This is a genomic window from Sporosarcina koreensis (assembly GCF_000826145.2).
Classification (GTDB): domain Bacteria; phylum Bacillota; class Bacilli; order Bacillales_A; family Planococcaceae; genus Sporosarcina; species Sporosarcina trichiuri.
In genome coordinates, this window is the sequence record NZ_LN651337.1 from 678,045 (window position 1) to 695,864 (window position 17,820).

General features: G+C 52.8%; 23 protein-coding genes and 1 riboswitch. Of the genes, 5 read left to right on the plus strand and 18 right to left on the minus strand.

Annotated features, from left to right (window positions below; all coding sequences use genetic code 11):
• Positions 1–35: 35 nt before the first annotated feature.
• On the minus strand, positions 36–812 hold the full coding sequence (locus BN1190_RS09050) for a lipoate--protein ligase family protein (RefSeq protein ID WP_082023384.1): 777 nt from the start codon (positions 810–812) through the stop codon (positions 36–38).
• Between the two features lie 179 nt (positions 813–991).
• Here BN1190_RS09050 and BN1190_RS09055 point away from each other — a divergent pair, with 179 nt between their 5' ends.
• A complete protein-coding gene (locus tag BN1190_RS09055) occupies positions 992–1,357 on the plus strand; it encodes a rhodanese-like domain-containing protein (RefSeq protein WP_425313930.1) in 366 nt (121 codons plus the stop codon).
• A 37-nt stretch (positions 1,358–1,394) separates the two neighbouring features.
• Here the strand turns inward: BN1190_RS09055 and gcvPB are convergent, their stop codons facing one another.
• The 11 genes from gcvPB to comGA all read right to left on the minus strand — a co-directional run bounded on the left by gcvPB (position 1,395) and on the right by comGA (position 9,931).
• Positions 1,395–2,879, minus strand: coding sequence for an aminomethyl-transferring glycine dehydrogenase subunit GcvPB (gene gcvPB, locus BN1190_RS09060; RefSeq protein ID WP_040286599.1), 1,485 nt, complete (start codon positions 2,877–2,879; stop codon positions 1,395–1,397).
• A complete protein-coding gene (gene gcvPA, locus BN1190_RS09065) occupies positions 2,872–4,218 on the minus strand; it encodes an aminomethyl-transferring glycine dehydrogenase subunit GcvPA (RefSeq protein WP_040286600.1) in 1,347 nt (448 codons plus the stop codon). Before gcvPA ends, gcvPB begins: the two co-directional genes overlap by 8 nt.
• A gap of 49 nt (positions 4,219–4,267) precedes the next feature.
• Positions 4,268–5,383 carry a glycine cleavage system aminomethyltransferase GcvT gene (gcvT, locus tag BN1190_RS09070; RefSeq protein WP_040286601.1) on the minus strand — a complete coding sequence of 372 codons (1,116 nt, stop codon included), beginning with the start codon at positions 5,381–5,383 and terminating at the stop codon, positions 4,268–4,270.
• Between the two features lie 87 nt (positions 5,384–5,470).
• Positions 5,471–5,562, minus strand: a riboswitch (glycine riboswitch).
• 132 nt (positions 5,563–5,694) lie between these two features.
• The gene (locus BN1190_RS09075) at positions 5,695–6,213 is read right to left on the minus strand and encodes a shikimate kinase (protein ID WP_040286602.1); all 519 of its coding nucleotides are present in this window, start codon (positions 6,211–6,213) and stop codon (positions 5,695–5,697) included.
• A gap of 5 nt (positions 6,214–6,218) precedes the next feature.
• Complete coding sequence (locus BN1190_RS15050; protein ID WP_179860769.1) at positions 6,219–6,395, minus strand: hypothetical protein; 177 nt, start codon at positions 6,393–6,395, stop codon at positions 6,219–6,221.
• A complete protein-coding gene (gene comGF / locus BN1190_RS09080; protein ID WP_040286603.1) occupies positions 6,376–6,819 on the minus strand; it encodes a competence type IV pilus minor pilin ComGF in 444 nt (147 codons plus the stop codon). Before comGF ends, BN1190_RS15050 begins: the two co-directional genes overlap by 20 nt.
• Complete coding sequence (locus BN1190_RS09085) at positions 6,816–7,112, minus strand: hypothetical protein (protein ID WP_040286604.1); 297 nt, start codon at positions 7,110–7,112, stop codon at positions 6,816–6,818. The genes comGF and BN1190_RS09085 overlap by 4 nt, the downstream gene beginning before the upstream one ends.
• Positions 7,105–7,542, minus strand: coding sequence for a competence type IV pilus minor pilin ComGD (gene comGD / locus BN1190_RS09090; protein WP_040286605.1), 438 nt, complete (start codon positions 7,540–7,542; stop codon positions 7,105–7,107). Before comGD ends, BN1190_RS09085 begins: the two co-directional genes overlap by 8 nt.
• Positions 7,543–7,869, minus strand: coding sequence for a competence type IV pilus major pilin ComGC (gene comGC / locus BN1190_RS09095; protein ID WP_040286606.1), 327 nt, complete (start codon positions 7,867–7,869; stop codon positions 7,543–7,545).
• A 12-nt stretch (positions 7,870–7,881) separates the two neighbouring features.
• Positions 7,882–8,967, minus strand: a complete 1,086-nt coding sequence (gene comGB, locus BN1190_RS09100) for a competence type IV pilus assembly protein ComGB (protein ID WP_040286607.1) — start codon at positions 8,965–8,967, stop codon at positions 7,882–7,884.
• A complete protein-coding gene (gene comGA / locus BN1190_RS09105) occupies positions 8,930–9,931 on the minus strand; it encodes a competence type IV pilus ATPase ComGA (RefSeq protein WP_040286608.1) in 1,002 nt (333 codons plus the stop codon). Before comGA ends, comGB begins: the two co-directional genes overlap by 38 nt.
• A gap of 263 nt (positions 9,932–10,194) precedes the next feature.
• Here comGA and BN1190_RS09110 point away from each other — a divergent pair, with 263 nt between their 5' ends.
• On the plus strand, positions 10,195–10,437 hold the full coding sequence (locus BN1190_RS09110) for a DUF2626 domain-containing protein (RefSeq protein ID WP_040286609.1): 243 nt from the start codon (positions 10,195–10,197) through the stop codon (positions 10,435–10,437).
• Positions 10,438–10,465: 28 nt separating this feature from the next.
• Here the strand turns inward: BN1190_RS09110 and BN1190_RS09115 are convergent, their stop codons facing one another.
• Complete coding sequence (locus BN1190_RS09115) at positions 10,466–11,101, minus strand: MBL fold metallo-hydrolase (protein WP_040286610.1); 636 nt, start codon at positions 11,099–11,101, stop codon at positions 10,466–10,468.
• Positions 11,102–11,261: 160 nt separating this feature from the next.
• Here BN1190_RS09115 and BN1190_RS09120 point away from each other — a divergent pair, with 160 nt between their 5' ends.
• Entirely contained in the window at positions 11,262–11,441 is a 180-nt protein-coding gene (locus BN1190_RS09120; RefSeq protein ID WP_025784750.1) for a DUF2759 domain-containing protein, read from the plus strand.
• Positions 11,442–11,553: 112 nt separating this feature from the next.
• On the opposite strand, the gene BN1190_RS09125 is transcribed toward BN1190_RS09120, so the two are convergent.
• The 4 genes from BN1190_RS09125 to rpmG all read right to left on the minus strand — a co-directional run bounded on the left by BN1190_RS09125 (position 11,554) and on the right by rpmG (position 14,568).
• Positions 11,554–13,455: an LTA synthase family protein gene (locus BN1190_RS09125; RefSeq protein WP_040286611.1), complete on the minus strand. Its 1,902-nt coding sequence runs from the start codon at positions 13,453–13,455 to the stop codon at positions 11,554–11,556.
• Positions 13,456–13,591: 136 nt separating this feature from the next.
• On the minus strand, positions 13,592–13,798 hold the full coding sequence (locus tag BN1190_RS09130; RefSeq protein ID WP_040286612.1) for a YqgQ family protein: 207 nt from the start codon (positions 13,796–13,798) through the stop codon (positions 13,592–13,594).
• Positions 13,780–14,352 carry a 5-formyltetrahydrofolate cyclo-ligase gene (locus tag BN1190_RS09135; RefSeq protein ID WP_040286613.1) on the minus strand — a complete coding sequence of 191 codons (573 nt, stop codon included), beginning with the start codon at positions 14,350–14,352 and terminating at the stop codon, positions 13,780–13,782. Before BN1190_RS09135 ends, BN1190_RS09130 begins: the two co-directional genes overlap by 19 nt.
• A 66-nt stretch (positions 14,353–14,418) precedes the next feature.
• A complete protein-coding gene (gene rpmG, locus BN1190_RS09140) occupies positions 14,419–14,568 on the minus strand; it encodes a 50S ribosomal protein L33 (RefSeq protein ID WP_082023335.1) in 150 nt (49 codons plus the stop codon).
• Positions 14,569–14,734: 166 nt separating this feature from the next.
• Between rpmG and BN1190_RS09145 the strand changes: the two genes are divergently transcribed.
• A complete protein-coding gene (locus BN1190_RS09145) occupies positions 14,735–15,094 on the plus strand; it encodes a hypothetical protein (protein WP_040286614.1) in 360 nt (119 codons plus the stop codon).
• Positions 15,091–15,588, plus strand: coding sequence for a hypothetical protein (locus BN1190_RS09150; protein ID WP_052461778.1), 498 nt, complete (start codon positions 15,091–15,093; stop codon positions 15,586–15,588). Before BN1190_RS09145 ends, BN1190_RS09150 begins: the two co-directional genes overlap by 4 nt.
• Positions 15,589–15,631: 43 nt before the next feature.
• Here BN1190_RS09150 and BN1190_RS09155 read toward each other — a convergent pair whose 3' ends face one another.
• Positions 15,632–17,761: a peptidoglycan D,D-transpeptidase FtsI family protein gene (locus tag BN1190_RS09155; protein WP_082023385.1), complete on the minus strand. Its 2,130-nt coding sequence runs from the start codon at positions 17,759–17,761 to the stop codon at positions 15,632–15,634.
• Positions 17,762–17,820 lie beyond the last annotated feature (59 nt).

The window sequence follows — 17,820 nt, forward strand, 5'->3', positions numbered from 1 at the left end:
TTCCCGGGTGTGCATGGCACATCCGGGAATGCCTTTTATTTTTTGTACGTCCATTCAGGATTGGCGTACTTTGTCCGCTCAATCTCCTTCACTGTCCGAAGCTGCTCCTCATTCAGCGCGAACGGGACGAGCTCGATGTCAAGCGCTGTTTCGAACCCAGACGCAAAGGCCCGGGAGCAGTCGGCCGCACTGATCGGCCGGTCGGTGAGCCGGTCGATTGCCACCGCCTTCTCGGGGAGACCGCGGCGGACTTTCTCCCTCGCTTCGTCCGAATCGAACTTGAACAGGGAGACGAGCTTGTCCTCATCCAGGCTCAGCAGGATGGCGCCGTGCTGGAGGATGACACCTTTTTGCCTCGTCTGCGCACTGCCCGCCACTTTCTTCCCTTCGACCACAAGCTCATACCAGCTCGGCGCATCGAAGCAGACACCGCTCTTCGGCCGTTTCAGCTGTTCCGTCAGCTGCTCACCCGGCACGGAAAATGAGGCATCGAGCCCTAAATTGCGGAACCCTTCCAGCAATCCTCCTGAAATGACCCGGTAGGCTTCCGTCACCGTTTCCGGCATTTCCGGATAATCCTCTGTAACGATGACACTGTATGTAAGTTCGTGTTCATGCAGCACGCCGCGGCCGCCGGTCGGTCTTCTGACAAAGCCTAGCCCGTGCGCTTGAACGGCTTCCAGATCGATATCCTTTTCGACACGCTGGAAATAGCCGATGGACAGCGTCGCCGGATCCCATTCATAGAATCGCAGAACCGGGCCGATCTCCCCGCGGCTGTGCCACTCGAGGAGTGCCTCGTCCAGTGCCATATTATAGGCAGGCGCACATTTGCCCGACTCGATGAAATGCCATTTCGTCTTCCCCACTCAATCACATCCCTTTCATTCGGACTCAATTTTACCATTGCGATTGAACAAGTGCCACTTAATCTTTATAATGAAAGGGAGATAGAAAGGGGAAAAATGCTGTGAACGCTAATTTCTACGTTTTGGGAGCTTTGATTGTTATATTGATCGCTTACTTTGCAATTACAGCCCTGCGGCTGCGCAAGGCAGTTACGAACTTATCCCAGGAGCAGTTCATCGAAGGCTACCGGAAAGCGCAGCTGATCGATGTACGGGAACCGAAAGATTTCGATGCCGGTCATATCTTAGGCGCGCGGAACCTGCCGTATACGCAGCTCCGCCAGCGTTATAAGGAAATCCGTCCAGATAAGCCCGTCTACCTGTATGATCAGAATGGCGGCAGAAGCGCCCGGACCGCCCTCTTCCTGAAAAAGAAAGGGTACTCCCAGCTGTACCACCTGCAAGGCGGATTCCGCACGTGGTCGGGGAAAGTGAAAAGTAAGAAATAATGGAAAGGACCGGAGCAGTCAGCTCCGGCCTTTTTTCTTATGCTTTCACAAGTTCGCTCTCCGTCTCCGGTGTATACCTGAGCACGGGCTTCCGTGCGGCTTTCGTTTCGTCAAGACGGTTGATGACCGTTGTATGAGGCGCTTCCTGTACGATTTCAGGATTCTCCTCGACTTCCTTCGCGATCTGGATCATGGCGTCGATGAATGAATCGAGTGTCTCTTTCGATTCCGTTTCAGTCGGCTCGATCATCATTCCTTCCTCGACATTGAGCGGGAAGTAGACAGTCGGCGGGTGGAAGCCGAAATCGAGCAGCCGTTTCGCCATATCCAGTGTCCGGACGCCGAGTTTTTTCTGACGCCGGCCCGACAGGACGAATTCATGCTTGCAGTGCTGCGGGTACGGAAGATCGAAATACGGCTCAAGTCTGCGCATCATGTAGTTCGCATTCAGCACCGCATTTTCCGTTACGGCTTTCAGTCCGTCCGGCCCCATCGAGCGGATGTACGTATAGGCGCGCAAGTAGATACCGAAGTTGCCATAGAACGGCTTCACACGGCCGATCGACTGCGGCCGATCGTAATTGAAGGTGAAGACGCCGTCATGCTTCTCAAGCACAGGCTTTGGCAGGAACGATGCGAGCTCCTCCGTCACACCGACCGGACCGGATCCCGGGCCTCCGCCGCCGTGAGGGCCTGTGAACGTCTTATGCAGATTCAAGTGGACTGCATCAAATCCCATATCCCCCGGACGTGCTTTGGACATGATGGCATTCAGATTGGCACCGTCATAATACAGTTTACCGCCGGCACCATGGACGATTTCCGCCATTTCGAGGATATTCTCCTCGAACAATCCGAGTGTATTCGGATTCGTCAGCATGAGTGCTGCTGTCTGTTCGTCCACTTTCGAGCGGAGATCTTCGATATCGACGAGACCTTTTTCATCGGACAGGACCGTGACGGTATCAAAGCCTGCGACTGTCGCGGATGCCGGATTCGTCCCGTGCGCGGAATCCGGAACGAGAACTTTCGTCCGCTTGTGGTCACCGTTCGCTTCATGGAACGCACGGATCATCATCAGTGCTGTCCATTCCCCGTGGGCGCCTGCAGCCGGCTGAAGGGTCACTTCGGCCATCCCTGTGATTTCGGACAGATGCTCCTGCAGATCATAGGCGACTTCCATCGCCCCCTGGACAGTGGATTCAGCCTGGAGCGGATGGATGTTCGCAAATCCGGACATGCGTGCGACGGCTTCGTTGATTTTCGGATTATATTTCATTGTACAGGAACCGAGCGGATAGAATCCGGTATCCACCCCGTGGTTCCGGTTGGACAGCGCTGTATAGTGGCGCATGATATCCAGTTCGGATACTTCCGGCAGCGCCGGTGCTTCCTTGCGCAGCAGCGACTCCGGAAGCAGTGTGTCCAGGTCGACTTCAGGCACATCAAGTTCAGTCAGGCTGTAGCCGACACGGCCGGCTTTTGAGACTTCAAATATGAGCGGCTGGTTTTCGTTATGCATGGACGGCCTCCATTTCCTGCACAAGTGCATCGATTTCTTCTTTAGTCCTCTGTTCCGTAACGGCGATCAACGCGTGATTCTCCATGCCTTCGTACGTCCGGCTCAACTCGTAGCCGCCGATGATCCCCTGATCAAGCAGCTGCTCATTGAGTTCGGCAACCGGGCGGCCACAGTCGACCACGAGCTCGTTGAAGTGCCGGTCCCCGCCAAGGACGGTGAAACCGGCCCGCTCGAATGCCTGCTTGGCGTAATGCGTCTTTGCATAGTTCTGATAGGCAATTTCACGGATTCCCTGTCTGCCGAGCGCTGTCATCGCCACTGAAGCCGCCAGGGCATTCAGCGCCTGGTTGGAGCAGATATTGGAAGTCGCTTTGTCACGGCGTATGTGCTGTTCCCTTGCCTGCAGAGTCAGGACATAGCCGCGGCGGCCTTCGTCATCTGTCGTTTCGCCGACAAGACGGCCGGGCACTTTCCGCATCAGTTTCTTCGTTACGGCGAAGTAGCCGCAATGCGGTCCGCCGAACTGTTCAGGGATCCCGAATGGCTGGGCATCCCCGACCGTAATATCCGCACCGAGTGCTCCGGGCGGTGTCAGGATGCCGAGTGCAAGCGGATTTGCAGAAACGACGGAGAGGGCGCCTGCTTCATGCGCCATCTTACCGATCGCCTGGATGTCTTCCACCTGGCCGAAGAAGTTCGGATACTGGACAAGCACAGCCGCTGTTTCGTCAGAAAGCAATTCCTGCAGGACATCCGTATCTGTGACGCCGTCCCTGTGCGGCACAGTGACCACTTCGATCTGCTGTCCGTCCGCATACGAACGGACAACATCACGGGCTTCCGGATGGACTGTCTCGGAAACGATGAGCTTTTTGCGTTTCGTATGGCCTGCAGCCATCGTACCCGCTTCGGCAAGTGCAGTGCCGCCGTCATACATGGATGAGTTGGCGAGGTCCATGCCCGTCAGCTCGCAGATCATCGTCTGGAACTCGAAGATAGCCTGCAGCTCCCCTTGCGAGATTTCCGGCTGGTATGGTGTATACGCTGTATAGAATTCCGAACGGGAGATCACATGGTCGACGATCACCGGCTTGTAATGATCATAGACACCTGCACCGAGGAAAGATGCATAATTCCGGGAGTCCGCATTTTTCGCTGCCAGCCGGGACAGTTCCTTTAGAAGTGCGGATTCTGATTTCGCTTCCTTGATCTTCAGTTTTTCCGTGTAGCGGATCTTCTCGGGTATATCTGCAAACAATTCGTCAACGGAAGTGATGCCGATCGTTTCTAACATCTCTTTCTGATCCGACTCAGTCATCGGTATATAGCGGTGCTGCATGTGCAAATCCCTTCTTTCCTGTTTGTTGGGTATCGGATAGGCGTCATCGTTACGGGCGCTTGTAGAACGGAGTCCCGATGATTCTCGCTTTCAGGCGTTTGTTCCGGACTTCGATTTCCAGTTCGGTTCCTTCGGCGGATGACTCCCTGCCGACCAATGCAAAGCCGATATTCTTTTTCAATGTAGGCGATTGGGTTCCTGTCGTGACTTCACCGACCGGCTGCCCGTCAGCAAATACCGGGTAGCCGGTGCGGGGGATTCCTTTGTCGATCATTTCCAATCCGACCAACTTCCTTGGCACCCCTGCCTCTTTCTGCCTGGCGAGCGCCTCTTTTCCGATGAAATCAGGTTCTTTCCCGACTTTGACAGCAAAGCCGATACCGGCTTCAAGAGGGGAAATATCTTTGGACAGCTCCTGCCCATACAGCGGCAGTCCCGCCTCGAAGCGGAGCGTATCTCGCGCACCGAGACCGGCCGGGACCAAGCCGTCCTCTTTGCCTTCCTGCAGGATCTTCTCCCAAAGGTTCACGGCACTTTCCGGTGTGCAGTAGATTTCAAAACCATCTTCACCGGTATAGCCCGTCCGGGAAATCATGACGGTCTCCCCCGCCAGGGAGACATCATCCTTGAAACGGAAGAACCGGATGTCCGCAAGCGGTTCATCGGTCAGCCGCTGCAGGATTGCCTCCGCTTTAGGTCCCTGGAGGGCAAGCAGCGCCCAGCGGTCGGATTGGTCATCGATCTCGACATCCTGTGCAGCATGCTGTTCCAGCCACTTGACATCCTTCTCGATATTCGAGGCATTGACAACGAGCAGATAGTCTTCGTCGCTGCGCTTATAGATCAGAAGATCGTCGATCGTGCCGCCGTCTTCATAGCACATCGCCGTATACTGTGCCTGCCCGTCCTTCAGTTTCGACACATCGTTGGTTGCGATCGACTGCAGGAACGCCAGCGCCCCTGCGCCGCGAACAGCGACTTCACCCATGTGCGAGACATCGAACAATCCGGCAGCCGTTCGGACAGCTTCATGTTCGGCCTTGATGCCCGTGAATTGGACCGGCAGCTCCCAGCCTCCGAAATCGATCGTCTTTCCATTATGTGATGCGTAGCTCTCAAAAAGCGGTGTTCGTTTCAAAGATTCAGACAACACATTCTCCCCCATTCGTCTAAAAAAAGAAAGAGGCCCCTTTTGTGATAAAAGAGAGCCCCTGTCCGTCCAGCTGAATTCATGCAGCCCAGTTCAGGAATGCGTCCAGTACAGGTCTTTTTGCCTGAGAGATTCATGACTCGGTCACTTGCTCCTTCGGCGGCGCATCCTGCGCTCTCTCCCCATACATTCATCCGCACTATTTAATTTACGTCCAATAGTTCAAGATTCGGAAAACTGCTGATATCGTCCCTATCTTACCAGTTTACAAGCCGGAGCGCAATCAAAATCGGAGTCCGCCGGCTGCCCGGCAGAAAGCGGGTCACTCAGTCTTGTCCGCCTGACAGACGGTCCATCTGGAAGGCGATATACTCGGTCACTTTCCTCAAGGACCGCTTCTTCGTCTGGACGATGAAGTGCGCCGAAGTCTTGTATGCGGGATAACGTTTCTTATAGAGCGTCTCGATTTCTGCGCGCGTCGATCGCTGGACGATCGGCCGGTTTTTGTCGGTTGCGATCCGCCGCCAGATATCGCGGAACGGAGCATCCAGGAAAAACACGAGACCGCCGGCCCGCATGAGTGCCCGGTTCTCTTCCCGCATCGCTGCCCCACCGCCTGTCGCAATGATACATTTCTCGTCGCGGAACGTCCGGAGGAATTCGGTCTCCATATCACGGAAACGCTCTTCCCCGTAGGTCGCGAAGATCTGAGGGATCGTCATACCGGTCTTCTGGACGATTTCATGGTCCATGTCGTAGAAAGGGAGCTTCGTATAGAAGCTGAGCCGTTTGCCGATGGCGCTTTTCCCGCAGCCCATGAATCCGACAAGATATACTTTGTTCATTCAAATCATCCGCCCTGCATCTTTGTTCTCGCTGCCTGCTCGTAGATTGTGCCCAGCGAGTCGAACGTTTCATATAGATAACTATGCCATGAAACGAATGTAAAAAGAAAGAGGGTGACGAAAAATAATAGAATAAGCGCCATCAGCATCGTTACGCCATGCTCATTCTTCAGCCAGACCAACCGCAACCCTCCTTGTCCGTTCCCTGCTGCCGGACGTCAGTACAGACACTTCCATATACTCATCTTCCAGACTGAAAACCGCTGTTTGGACGGACGTCAAGAGCGGGACATGCCCTTCATGGCCGATCCTTCTGCGGATGACATGATTGACCGTGCTGTAGTCGACGGTCTGATCGGACGCGTTCAGAACAGTGAAGGATTTCCCGTCCGCAGAGACCCGTACAGATATGACGTCAGACAGATCCCGCTGAAGGTCGACCATGAACAGCTCCCACTCGACGGCATGGCTGTCGGTCAGCTGGGTGTGGACGGTATCCTTGAATAACAGGAACAGCACGATCAGATGAAGGAAAGCCACGGCGATCAGCAGCTGGAACAGGCTTTCGAGAAGCGTGAAACCAGATTCATCGGTTCGTGTGTTCACGATGAGCAGACCGTCCGGGTTTCCTGTTCACGCATATAGCTGACGCAAATCGCTGTCCTCTCCACAGTCCAGCTGAACAGCACGCCATCTTCTTTCCGGTACCCGGATTGTAGGCCGTATGAACGATGCAGGAGGGCTCCCTGGTACATCGTCTCCTTTGCGTACATCTCATGCTTCTTGCTTTCCAGGCCGGTCATCATCCTGAAGGAAACCGGAAGGAGCGTACCGAAAATCAGCATCATGACAGCCAGTGTGAGGATCGCTTCCGGCCAGGAGTAGCCCGTCTCATCCATCGATTATCATCCTCCCTCTCTGGAACTGAAACTTGATTTTCTTTCCGCCGCTGTCTGTCTTCAAGTAAAGGGTTCCCGTCTTCTGCATGTCACCGTTCGCCTGGAACACGATGGAACGGAACGAGCTGGAATCGTCGAGAGTGATGGACGTCGGAAAACTTGCCGGCCGAGTTTCCGGTCTATCGGAATAGACAATGGTATAGACACTGCCGTCACCGCTGAATGTCATGGAGGTCCGTGCCTTATGGGCCATGGAATATGACTGCATATGGTGGACAGCTGCCTTGAAAGCCTCGATGCCGTCCTGTTCAGTCTGTCCGGATGACCAGCCCTTGCCGACGGGAATGATCAGAAGCGTCAGCACGCCCACCACCATGAGAACGAGCAGCAGTTCCAGGAACGTCATGCCGGCTTCACTTTTCCACTTCATTCAGCCTCCGGCGCCTGAACGGTTTACTGTCACTTTGCCCGCCGTGTCTATTGTCAGACCCGAGCCGTCAGGGCATTTTGCATCCGGAGGCAAGTAATCGTTTTCGCTCAACTCCACAAGGGAGGCAGGGATCTTCTTGGTATCCATCTTGTATGCCTGCACTTGTCCTTCTACCATTTTCAGATAGGCATCGCACCCTTTTTCATCGATCGATTTCGAATGCTTCGTAACATTCGGGATCGCTACAAGGATCAGGACAGATATGATCAGAAGGACGATCATCATTTCAATCAGCGTAAATCCATCTTCATTCAGTCGTTTCTTCATTCTGGATCTCCTTTACATCGTTTTTATCATTCCATAGACAGGCAGCAGAAGCGCCAGGTAGGCTGCGATCATACAGACTGCCAGCAAGACGAACAGCGCCGGCTGGAGCATGGCGACCGCCCGGTTCACTTTCCTGTCGAGTGTATTTCCAAGCTGCTCGCTGAACAGGAGGAGTTCCTTGGACAGATGCCCGCTGTCGGCTCCGTGTTTTGCGAAAAAAGATAATTCTTTCGTCAGACCGCCCGTCAGCTGGACAGCTATATGGAACTGCTCGCCTTTTGCTGCATGGCTCCGGACCGTGTCAGCGATGTGCGCCAGCAGCGGATCAAGTTTCTGGGTGCCGAGTATCATCATCGCTTCCTGGATCGTATTCCCGGCAGCGAGAAGGTTTCCTGTTTCGGAGGCGAACAGTCTCGTCAGACGCTCTGTGAACAATTTACCGGCGACCGGCAGTCTGGAAATCTTGCGGATCCGATCCTCCGGGCTGAGCCGCCTGTAAAGCAACCCGGCAGCAAGCAGGCAGACGGCCAATGCACATATCCCGGCAAGGGCAGCATCAGGTGCTGCAGCCACAAGCCGCGGCAGGAACCGTTCCAGCCCGGTTGACGAAGCGGAACGGGCATCTGCCAACGTTTCGAAATTCGGAAGGAAATACAGTTTGAATGCCACGAGCAGCATCGCCATTGCGGTGATCAGGACAGCGGGATAGGTCGCTGCCTGTACAAACTTCTGCCGGCGCAGCTGTGCCGCTTCCATCCGTATGGAGGCCCCCCGCAGCGCTTCTGCAAGTCTGCCGTCACTCTCGGATAATTTGACGGACAGCAGGATGCGGTTCGGGAATCCGAGCATTTCGAGGATCTCTGAAATATTTTCACCTTCCCGGAAAACCTCCTCGACTTTTCGGATGACCTGCAGACTGTCCGCACAATGATGCGGCAGCAGCAGGGTGAAGCACTCATGCATCGTATAGCCTTCCTGAAGCAGCTCGGAAGCTCTCAGCAGGAATACTGGCTGGTCTTTGACGGCAGGCGGCCGTTCCGTTTTCCTGAGTGAATTCAGTCTAAGTCGAATAGACGGACGCGCTGTATTTCCGGACAAGGGCTTCCACGCCCCCTTCCCCGGCGATCAAGCTTGGTTCTTCGTTCTTCACGGATCGCTTCAGTTCTTCAAGCGGCGCATCCTGGATGATCTCAAACACTGCCCCGAGCCTGCCATCGCTTTTTCGGATGAGACGCTGAGCGGAAATGCAGACCGCTGTCTGGCGCAGCTCTTCTGCCGAGACACCGAAATCCATCATCCGGTACAGGCAGCCCGCTGCGTCTTTTGCGTGTACGGTTGTCAGTACAAGATGGCCGGTCAGGGCGGCCTGGACAGCGACTTTCGCAGTTTCGGCATCCCGTATCTCGCCGATCATGATCACATCGGGGGAATGCCGCAGGATGGCTTTCAAGCCGGCCGCATAGGACATGCCTGCACGTTCATTCACCTGGATCTGCAGCAGATGGCGGTGGGGATTCTCGACTGGGTCCTCCAAGGTGATCACATGCCTGCCGAGTTCGTTGACGCAATGGGCGGTCAGGGAATAGATTGTCGTCGTCTTGCCTGACCCGGTCGGCCCCGTCACCATGAACAGCCCCTGCTGCTGGCTGATCGACTTCTTCAGTTGGCCTGACCACTCGGGATCCAGGCACAACTGATCGAGCGATACGATTTTGTTATGCTGCTGGATGCGGATGACAACACTTTCATTTGTATGGATTGATGGAATTGTTGAAATACGGAAAGAAAAGTTCTGGTCGCTGAATTGTTTGTGGAATGAGCCGCTCTGAGGTTTGCGGCGATCGCTTATATCGAGGGAAGATAAATATTTGTAAAAAGAAATCATCCGGATGGCCAGCTGTGGGGGGAGCTTGCCGATCCGTTCCAGTCTGCTGCCCTTCTTGTGGAACAGGTCATAATCCTGTTCGGACGGAACCATGTGGATATCCGTTGCATCCGCTCCGATCGCCTGCTGCAGCAGCTGAAAACATTTCTGTTCAATCAGGTTGTCCTGTGTTTCCAATGCACACCCCTCTTTCTGGGACATAAGACCGCTTTATGTCTTGCCCACAGTATAGACGGTTGGCAAATGAATTGGAATGCTTTTTGCCAAACCCGCATTTTCCATACACTGAGGGGTATAAAAGTTGAACTGTGTGATAATTTCATGTGAACAATCCCTCACGGATCTGTCACACCTCCGCCCTGATTTGAGTTTACTTTTCACCAGCCTATCCTTTATAATGAAGAGGAGTTTATTGTATTGTTGTAAGGAGGGACGCACTTATGGATAATATGTTCAAGCTGTGTGGTTTCTGGACAGGGATTTTCGCAGTTATGTTTTTTGTCGGTCACATGGACCAGGTCGCTCTTTTATTCGTCGCGAGCACTATCTTCTTCATGCTGCTTGGCTACATGAAGCTTACCGAAAGAATGTACTTGTACATGTTCGGCGCGTATTTGATGATCTTTACAGTCGGGTTTACGTACTATGCGACGTTCATCCATGTCCCAGGAGCCGGACACTAAAAAAAACAGCCGAACTTCGGCTGTTTTTTTAGAATCCGTTCAGGAATGGGTTGGTGTCCATCTCGAACTGCGGCGTCGTTTTCGGTCCGTGCCCCGGATAAATCCGGTAGTCCGGATCGAGCGACAGCAGCTGCTTCTCGATGGCCGTCAGCAGCTGGTGGGCATTGCCGCCCGGAAGGTCCGTACGGCCGATCCCCTGCCTGAAGAGCGTGTCGCCTGTAATCGCTGACCGGTTGTCATGGAAGACATAACAGACACTGCCCGGTGAATGTCCCGGCGTATGGCGGACTTCCATATCAAATGGACCGATCGCCAGACTGCCGTCTTTCTGCAGAAACCGGTCCGCCGGCCTGCATGAAACCGGCTCGAGCATCGGATAGTTCGCAGACCCATTCAGGTCCGGATTCTGGAGCCAGTCCTTTTCACTTTCGTGCACGTACACCGGTATTCCGTAGCGGGCGCGGATGGGCTCCAGTGCACCAATGTGGTCGAAGTGTGCGTGTGTCAGCAAAACGGCAGCCGGCACAGCACCTTCCTGCTCAATGGCCTGCTGGATTTTATTCGCTTCTTCACCCGGATCGATGATCAGGCAGGTTCCATCATCATGGATGATGAGATAGCAATTCGCCTGGACAGGGCCAAGCGGCAAAGTATTGATCTTCACAAGAATTCCCCCTCCATCTTAGAATACGGAAAGATGAATAGGAATTCAAACAATCGTCACGTTTACAACTCGACAAATGGATTGCAAAACAGTACAATGGAAGGTGAGTATTGCTAACTAGGCATTCATCTGTTCTTTTTCGAAAGGAGTGTCATCTTTTATGAATCTTTTAATGGTTATTTTCGGTCTTATCGCAATTTTAGCTGTTGTTGGAACCGTACAGGGATTCAAAGAGCGTAACCTGCTCAGTATCGTATTCAATTTGCTGGCTGCCGTTATTTTCGGTGGGTTCACAATTGCCACCATCGTTTTCCAAGGGTATCCGCCAAGCTTGCACTAATCACATAATCCAATGAAAAAGCGCTGTCCGGCCAAAACCGGAAGCGCTTTTTTCATTGGCCCGACAAGAGAAAAGACCATCGGCAAATTGCGCTGCCGACGGTCTTTTCTCTTTATTTGCCGGTCATCTCCGGCTGATCTTTTTGCTTTTCCTCATCCCCATCTTTGAAACGGAGCAGATCACCGTTGATGATGGCATCCGAGTAATCGAGTTCTTTGGCAGCCCGCTCCATGAATGGAGCACACAATTCATTGTCCGTCGGCTCGCCTGTTTCCGCATCGTAACATACTTCATGGGCATAGACGTACTGATCCGTTACGAAGCGTCCGTCACGGAAAATCACAAAGTTCTCGTGTTCGTCTGAAAAAAGGTCAGAACCGAACTGAAGGTCGTCTTTCGAGTCGATCCCTGCTAAGTTCAGGATGGTCGGCCGGATATCCATCTGGCCGGCCAGTTCATGCATGACCTTTCCTTGCCCATTCCCCGGGATATGGATGAAGAACGGGACTTTTTGAAGGACGGTATTGTCGTAAGGCGTGAGTTCCTTGTCCAGATACATGCTCATCGCTTTGTTATGGTTTTCCGATATTCCGTAGTGGTCCCCATACATGACGATAATGGAATCATCATACAGGCCGCTTTCCTTCAGCTTATCAAACAGCACCTTGATGGATTCATCCAAGTAGCGGGAGGATTGGAAGTATTTATTAAGTGTTTTTGAATTCGATGTATATGGCGGTATGAGCATATCCTCTTCATCCAGGTCGAACGGATGGTGATTCGTCAGCGTAATCATACGGGACGCAAACGGTTTCGGCATGGTTTTCATCATCTCGACGGACTGTTCAAAGTATGGAATGTCCTTCATACCCCAGTTGACTGCCTGGCCCTCGCCGATCGTATAGCTCTGCACGTCATAGAATCGGTCAATATCCAGTGCTTTGTACATGATGTCGCGGTTCCAGAAACTGCGATTGTTCGCATGCATGACATTCGTGAAATATCCATTCTCACCGAGTCGTTCGGACAGGGAATCATACGTATTGCCGCTGTGCGTAAAGAATACGGCACTGCCGTTACGGGGATAAATCGAATTCTCGACCATGAATTCCGCATCTGACGTTTTTCCGAGACCTGTCTGATGATAGAAATTATCGAAGTAATACGTGTCCGGATCTTCGGTCAGGGAATTGAGGAACGGCGTGATGACATGGCCGTCCATTTCTTTATTGATGACGAAATTCTGCAAGGATTCCAGGGAAATGATGATGACATTCTTCCCCTTCGCCGCGCCGAACATTTCCTTGCTCGGTTCCTTTCGGCTGGCCTGCACATAGTTCTCCACTTCAGACAGCTCGCTGCCATCCGCCAGCACCCTTTGGGCATGTGATTTAGACTGCACAATCAGATCATAGATATGGTAATTGTACGTGCCGATATTCTTCACGAGGAGCTCACGGTCGAAACTTCGGGTCAGCAGCTGCGGACGCTCCGCTTCAGCCAGACCGAGATTCACCATGAACAGAGCCGCTGCGGCGATGAAATACAGACGCCGTCCCATCTTGAACTGCACGGCCGACTCTGCCGGCTGGGGAATGAACTTCACCGCCAGTGCGATGATGATCACGTCTGTAAAGAAGAAGACATCCGCCCCATGGATGTTCGCCATGACGGATGAAGACAGATCGCCGAAGTTATTTGTTTGGAACAATAGCGGTAACGTTATAAAATCACTGAAGAATCGATAAAAAACCGCGTTGGCAAACATGATCACCGAGGTGATGACGCTTACAAAAATGATGTAACGGTTACGGCGTTTCGCTGTCTTGATGAACAAGCCTGCCCCGTATATCAACAGCAGGAAACTCAACGGATTCATGAAGAGAATCAGCTGCTGCACCATGTTATCGATGCTCATGTTGAAGCTTGTCAGATAGCCGAAGTATGTCGTCAGCCAGGTTGCAATGACTGCGATTCCGAGCACTGAGTGTTTCGGCCAGTGAATTTTGCCCATTCTATCTCTTCCTTTCCACCATATCGGGATGCACGGTCTTTATACTAACGTTCGAGTATGTGAAAAAGTTTCAGACTGCACCGAACCATGGGGAAGCGGTCAGGCAGGAAGCCCCCTGCATTCACTCTCCGGCAGCCTATTCACAGTTTGCCAGTTCTCTCCGGAGAAGAAGGGAGGCAGCAAGATAGTCTTCTTTCATGATCAGAGCGTCCGCATGCAGATCCTTCAGCTCGGACTGCATCAGCAGAATATCGGCTTTCCGGTCACCTGTATAGATATATGCGCCGAAACGCCTTAAGAGTCGAACGACGTCCCAGAACTCGGTTATTCCGCTCTGCTGCATACGATCACACGCTCTTCCGTGATGATTTTGCCGACCGGGATATCGAACGGTTCGACTGGCAGCGAGGGGCCAATCTGCAACTCGAACGCGAGTGAAAGAGCATTCCCTTCATATCCCTCAAGGAAGCGGTCATAATAGCCGCCGCCATAGCCGATCCGATAGCCGTCAGATGAGTAGGCGACGCCAGGCACGACAATCAGGTCGATGTCGTCAGCCACTGCACTCTCTGTCTGTTCTTCGATCGGTTCCTGAAGATCCAAATAAACGGTTTCCAGCTGGGAGAATGAGGTGATGAACCGGAACTGCATCGTTCTGTCTGCAGGTCTGCATTTCGGTACAGCCACCCGCTTCCCCGCCTGCCAGCACGCTTCGATGATCGGTCGGGTGCAAATTTCCCTTCCGCGTGAAACCGTCAAGGCAACAGTTTCGGCTTCTGCATACTCTGACGTTCCGAAGAACCGGCCGCTGACTTCCTCGCTCATCTTGCGATAGTGCTCATCGGGCAGATCTTCCAGAAGTGACAGCACTTTTTTGCGAATTTCAGACTTCTCCATAGTACCCCTCTTCCCTTCTTATTAAAAGAAAAAACCAAAACCGGTAAAAGGTTTTGGCATGAGCAATTATTTTGTTTCGCGGTGAAGCGTCTGCTTCATTTCGCGTGAGCAATATTTTTTCATTTCAATACGTTCCGGGTTGTTACGCTTGTTTTTCTTTGTGATATAGTTACGCTCACCACATTCAGTGCAAGCAAGTGTAATATTTACGCGCATGGTTGTCCCTCCCACTCATCAGCGATAATTGAATTTTTATGAGCATGATTTATACGACTGTTCTATTGTATCATACTCAGAGATTTTGTCCAGCCTAAAAGTGAATTCCTTAAACGATCTGATTATGGTAGGATAGAGGAAAATGATACTTTCAAGGAGGGGTACTTTGTCACTTCCGATAACCCTCATGGCAATTGGGGCAGCTGCTCTTCTGATTTCCCTTCTGCTGAATGCGCGTCAGACGAAGTCAGATGAAATCGAGCAGATCTCCATCAGCCTCCATCAGGAGACAAGCCAGCTGAAGAAACGGATTAAAGCACTGGAAGAGGAGCTGATGATGGAGAGCGCGCCATCCTCCCGTCTTTCCGCATCATCAGCGCAGGAAAAACCAGTGCATTCGATCATCGTCAGCCAGATCACTGTATTACATAACCAGGGCTTCTCCGTAGAGGAGATCGCACAGCGCTCGTCCCTTCCTCCCTCACAGGTAGTGGCAGTCCTGCAGTCGAAGGGTGTGCGAGTATGATGCGGCAGCTGATGCAGCTGGCGGGAGTCATCTGTCTGACTGCCGGCGCCGTCTTGTTCTTTACCGCAGGCGACCCTGTTGATGATCAAGCGTCTGTCAAACGGCTCACAGCTGAAAACAGCGAACTGAAGCGGAATCTGTCTTCAGTGAAAGAAACACTTGCGGATGCACAGAAAGCGACACAGGCGGAGAAGAAGCAGTCTGCTTCTCCGAACACTTCTTCCGGCAAAGCCCCTCTGACCGAAGCGGCCAAGGAGCAGACACCCGAGAAAGAGACTGTCACAAAGATGATAATATCCCTGTCGCCTGGCGACACGTCGAAAGACGCCTCGGATGCACTGGAGACGGCAGGCATCGTCAAAAGCGCCTCGGAGTTCGAAGGGTATCTGAACAAGGAAGGGCTGTCCGGGAAGATTCAGATCGGCCGCCATGAGGTCGACTCATCGATGGATTTTGCTCAATTGGCAAAAGAGCTGACAACCGTCAGACAATGAAAAAAGCTGCAGGGGACTAATTCCCCTGCAGCTTTTTGCTGTCTTATTGCTGCGGTGCCTTTTTATCGGCTGCTGCATCGTACGGCGGCTGGATCTCCGGCGTTTCTGTGGAGAAGATATCACTCTCCGCCCGTTTTTTCTTCAACTCGAAGTATTCCTTCACTGCCGCCTGGACGATATCGTTGTTCGGATGCGGCGGTGTTGTGGAGGTCGACACATGAGGCACAATGACCGCATAGGCGATTTCGGGATTATCGAACGGCGCGAATCCGACGTGTGCAACGGAAACGGTCTGCGTTCCCCAGAGCGATCGGTCCTCGCCTTCGTAATAGCCCGATTGCGCGGTACCGGTTTTCCCGGCAGCGTCGAACGCTTCCCCTTTGAAGAGATCCCTGGCTGTACCGCGGGGCCCGTAGTACGTATACTTCATCCCTTTTTTCACACGGGCGATCTCTTCCGGTGTGTTATCAATCTTATTCAGGACGACAGGCTCCATCTCCTTCAGCAGTGCACCGAATTCTTTTCCGTCTTTCGACGGTTCGTACACCGACTTCAGGATACGCGGCGCAATCCGGTATCCGCCATTCGCAACAGTCGATACGTACTGCGCCATCTGGAGCGGGGTATACGTATCATACTGACCGATCGCCAAGTCGAGCAGTTTTCCGGGTTCCGCCCGGTTCGGTTCCGGCGATGATCCTGTCACCTCGCCGGGAAGATCGATGCCTGTCTTGGTGCCGAGTCCGAAAGATGCATAGCCTTCCCTCATCTTATTGAATGCATCGAAGTCGATCTTCAGGCCGCTTCCGCGGACATAATTATAGTTGGCGATATTCATCGCAATCTTGAACATGTAAACGTTGGAAGATCGGCCGATTGCTTCGACATCATCAACCGGGATCCGGGAGCTCTGGTTGAAAAGCGAGGATTTAGGCCGGCTGCCCTTGAAATAGATCGGTTCGTCGATTTTCACTTCGCCGATGCGGGCAGCTCCGTATTTGTATCCTGTCAGCAGTGTTGCAAGCTTCGCTGTGGAACCGACCTCATACGACGTGCTAAACGTGCCGAACGTGTAGTCCTGCACGCTCTGCTTGCCGGTTTCCTTATCCGTCACGACCTTCTTGCCGACCATCGACAGGACTTCACCGTTGTTCGGGTCCATCATGACGAGGAACGCCCTGTCCAGGAATCGGGAACCGGGCAGCCGTTTGGCTTTCATCAGATTATCCTCGACGATCTTTTCGAGATGCGCCTGAAGCTCCGTATCGAGCGTCAGCATCAGGTCTTTCCCCGGTTCACCTTCCCGGACGGTCTTCGTTTCAACCACTTTTCCGGTACGGTCCTTGATGTTCTTGACGACAGTTTTCTGACCTTTCAGCAGATCCTCGTAATACCGTTCAATATAACTCTTCCCTACCCGGTCATTGCGGGAGTAGCCGCGCGCCAGGAAGTAATCGAGGTCTGACCGGGGAATCCCTTCCAGCGGACTCGTTGTCGTACCGAGGATCGCACTGTCGGACAATTTGATGCGCTCCCAGTCCGTTGTTGTATTGACGCCGGGCAGTGATGCTAAATGCTCGGATACCAGTGCGAACTCACGGTCCGTCACGTCTTCACTCTTCACGATTTGAGGAGTATACGCATAGCCTGACATCATTTCGCGGTAGATTGCAAGAACTTCAAGCTCATTGTCGGTGAACGAATCCACATCCTCGTCGGTGATCCGTTCCCTCGTCAATTCAGTGATCTTGCGCTGGCCTTCTTTTTTGGTCAATTTATCATTGTTCTGGATTGCCAGCTGTTCCTTCTTGGTCACTTTCGCGGCCGCTTCCTCAGGGTGCAGGAGGATCCAGAAATCCTTCTTATCTCCGAGAGTAATGCGATTCGTCGGTTTTTCGATCAGCTTCGAAAGTTTCCGGGCGATCTCCAGCATTTCCGCTGAAGTGGTGGAAGTTGCTTTTGTGTATGTAATCGCGTTGCGCGGCTCATTGTCCACAAGCAGATGCCCGCTCCGGTCAAAGATCCGCCCCCGCGGCACACTCGTATTCACAGCGATTTCCTCTGTCCGTTCCAATAACTTTTTATAGTCTTCTCCTTTGACAATCTGCAAGTATCCCAATCGGAAAATCAGCAATGAAAACAATACGAAAATTGAAAAGAACAGGAAGTTCATCCGGAAGGAAGTCAGCTTACGCTGTCGGACTTTCGCCTGGTCGGCTTTACGCTGATTTT

Coding starts and splice junctions, on each gene's coding strand:
- BN1190_RS09120 (WP_025784750.1), top strand. CDS start 11,262: ATGAATCTTTTAATGGTTATTTTCGGTCTTATCGCAATTTTAGCTGTT.
- comGD (WP_040286605.1), bottom strand. CDS start 7,542: ATGAAGTGGAAAAGTGAAGCCGGCATGACGTTCCTGGAACTGCTGCTC.
- rpmG (WP_082023335.1), bottom strand. CDS start 14,568: ATGCGCGTAAATATTACACTTGCTTGCACTGAATGTGGTGAGCGTAAC.
- BN1190_RS09110 (WP_040286609.1), top strand. CDS start 10,195: ATGGATAATATGTTCAAGCTGTGTGGTTTCTGGACAGGGATTTTCGCA.
- BN1190_RS09135 (WP_040286613.1), bottom strand. CDS start 14,352: ATGGAGAAGTCTGAAATTCGCAAAAAAGTGCTGTCACTTCTGGAAGAT.
- gcvT (WP_040286601.1), bottom strand. CDS start 5,383: ATGGGGGAGAATGTGTTGTCTGAATCTTTGAAACGAACACCGCTTTTT.
- BN1190_RS09050 (WP_082023384.1), bottom strand. CDS start 812: ATGGCACTGGACGAGGCACTCCTCGAGTGGCACAGCCGCGGGGAGATC.
- BN1190_RS09075 (WP_040286602.1), bottom strand. CDS start 6,213: ATGAACAAAGTATATCTTGTCGGATTCATGGGCTGCGGGAAAAGCGCC.
- BN1190_RS09085 (WP_040286604.1), bottom strand. CDS start 7,112: ATGGATGAGACGGGCTACTCCTGGCCGGAAGCGATCCTCACACTGGCT.
- BN1190_RS09125 (WP_040286611.1), bottom strand. CDS start 13,455: ATGGGCAAAATTCACTGGCCGAAACACTCAGTGCTCGGAATCGCAGTC.
- gcvPA (WP_040286600.1), bottom strand. CDS start 4,218: ATGCAGCACCGCTATATACCGATGACTGAGTCGGATCAGAAAGAGATG.
- BN1190_RS09155 (WP_082023385.1), bottom strand. CDS start 17,761: ATGAACTTCCTGTTCTTTTCAATTTTCGTATTGTTTTCATTGCTGATT.
- gcvPB (WP_040286599.1), bottom strand. CDS start 2,879: ATGCATAACGAAAACCAGCCGCTCATATTTGAAGTCTCAAAAGCCGGC.
- BN1190_RS09150 (WP_052461778.1), top strand. CDS start 15,091: ATGATGCGGCAGCTGATGCAGCTGGCGGGAGTCATCTGTCTGACTGCC.
- comGC (WP_040286606.1), bottom strand. CDS start 7,869: ATGAAGAAACGACTGAATGAAGATGGATTTACGCTGATTGAAATGATG.
- BN1190_RS09130 (WP_040286612.1), bottom strand. CDS start 13,798: ATGCAGCAGAGCGGAATAACCGAGTTCTGGGACGTCGTTCGACTCTTA.